We start from the raw sequence: 1,833 nt of genomic DNA, 5'->3' as shown, positions 1-1,833 counted from the left end.
CAGAGACGAGCAACCTACGACTGGAACGCCAGGAGCGTGATTATCCCGAGGATCCCCAGCCACAGCCCCCGTTGACAAGCAGCAACGGCCACGACTCGGGATAACCAGATCCTCGGGATAGTCCTTCTTATCCCGAATTCGGGATAAGAAGGACAAGCCGAGTGTCGAGGGCACGGTCGGGAACGTTGCGACGGTGGTGATCGCGGCTCTCCGCGACCGCACCTTCGCGACGCTGCCGGAGTTGCGGGCCGCGGTCTACGAACGCGTCGCCGCTTACAACGCGAAGCCGTTTCAGAAACGCGCCGGGTCGAGGCTTTCGGTGTTCGAGGGTGAGGAGAAGCCGCTGCTGCGGCCGCTCCCGCAGGTTCCGTTCGAGATCTCGCAGTGGCTCTACGGCCGCAAGGTCCAGAAGAACGGACATGTGGTGTTCGAGAGGAACTTCTACTCGGTCCCTTACGAGAACATCGGTCGGTCCGTCGACCTGCGCATCACCGACACCACCCTCGAGGTGTTCGCCGGGGATCAGCGGCTGACCAGCCATCTCCTCGCCCCAGCCGGGGTGGTCAACGAGTACCGGACGCACGACTCGGATCTGCCCGACGGGCCCCGCTACCAGCAGATGGACCCGCAACGGGCACGGGAGTGGGCCGCTCGGATCGGGGAGAACACCACCACGATCGTGAACCGGATCTTCGAGTCCGTCCCCGTCGACGAGCAGGGGCTCGGCGCCGCGCTGGCAGTGCTCAGGTTGACCCGCCGCTACTCCGCCACCCGGGTCGAAGCCGCCGCCGGCATCGCACTCGATTCCCGAGTCCGATCACCCAGGTATGCGCACCTGCGGCCGATCCTCGACTCGAATCAGGACCAACGCGGCAGAGGCCCATGGTTCGAACCCGCCGACGAGGAACCCGCCGGCTACGTCCGCGGCGCCGACTACTACGCAGGAGACACCCGATGAGCCGGCTCGATTCGGAGACGAAGCGGAAGCTGCGAGAGATGGGCGTCCCCGCCCTCGTCGACGCGCTCGACATCCAAGACGACGCCCTCACGATCGGGCTGGTGTTCGAGGAGCGGATCAAGCTCGCCGTCGACGACGCCCACGCCGCGTTCACCCACTCCAAAGTCGAAGGCCTCATCCGCCGCGCCGGGCTCCGCTACCCGAACGCGGACCTCCGCCGCGTCGACATGCTCGAACAACGCGGGCTCGACAGAGGCGTGATCGCGCAGCTAGGGACCTGCCAGTTCATCCAGAGGCACATGAACGTCGTGTTCCAAGGCTTCACCGGCTCCGGGAAGAGCTACCTCGGGTCGGCGCTGGCGAAGCAGGCGTGTCAGCACCGCTACCGGGCGCACTACATCCGCATGCCCGACCTCGAAGAGACCTGGACCGCGGCGAAAGACAAGCCCGCCGGTCGGGAGAAGTGGTTGCGGAAGTACTCCACATTCACGCTCCTCGTGATCGACGAATGGCTGCTCGACCCGCCCACCGACGACGTCCGGTCCATGCTGCTCGAGCTCCTCGAACGCCGCTACGACGCCACCTCGACCGTGTTCTGCACCCAGTACGCGAAGAAGGACTGGCACCAGCGCCTCGGCGGAGGGGTCCACGCCGACGCGATCATGGACCGCATCGTCCACAACACCCTCTGGATCGAGACCGGCGACGTCAACATGCGGGAGCACACCGCCGCCGCGGCCGGCTGAACTGGACCGTTCCCGCTTTGGTGGAGGGTGGGGCATATTCCGCGGGTTCCTGAACTTGGGAGGAACCGACGATGGGATCGACACGGAGGGCATTCACCGAGGAGTACAAAGCCTCGGCGGTAGAGTTCG

At 65.7% G+C, this 1,833-nt stretch carries 2 protein-coding genes; both read left to right on the top strand.

Translation table 11 applies throughout. The features are described from left to right. Positions 1-241 precede the first annotated feature (241 nt). Positions 242-958 (top strand): hypothetical protein, encoded by a 717-nt coding sequence (locus H5397_RS17315; protein ID WP_182818986.1) that lies wholly within the window; start codon positions 242-244, stop codon positions 956-958. Next, entirely contained in the window at positions 955-1,704 is a 750-nt protein-coding gene (locus tag H5397_RS17310; RefSeq protein ID WP_182818984.1) for an ATP-binding protein, read from the top strand. The genes H5397_RS17315 and H5397_RS17310 overlap by 4 nt, the downstream gene beginning before the upstream one ends. Positions 1,705-1,833 lie beyond the last annotated feature (129 nt).

Source organism: Propioniciclava sp. MC1683 (assembly GCF_014164675.1).
Classification (GTDB): Bacteria; Actinomycetota; Actinomycetes; order Propionibacteriales; family Propionibacteriaceae; genus Propioniciclava.
The sequence above is the reverse complement of the archived record's forward strand: the minus strand, read 5'-3'. Positions and strand labels throughout refer to the sequence as shown.

Coding starts and splice junctions, on each gene's coding strand:
- H5397_RS17310 (WP_182818984.1), top strand. CDS start 955: ATGAGCCGGCTCGATTCGGAGACGAAGCGGAAGCTGCGAGAGATGGGC.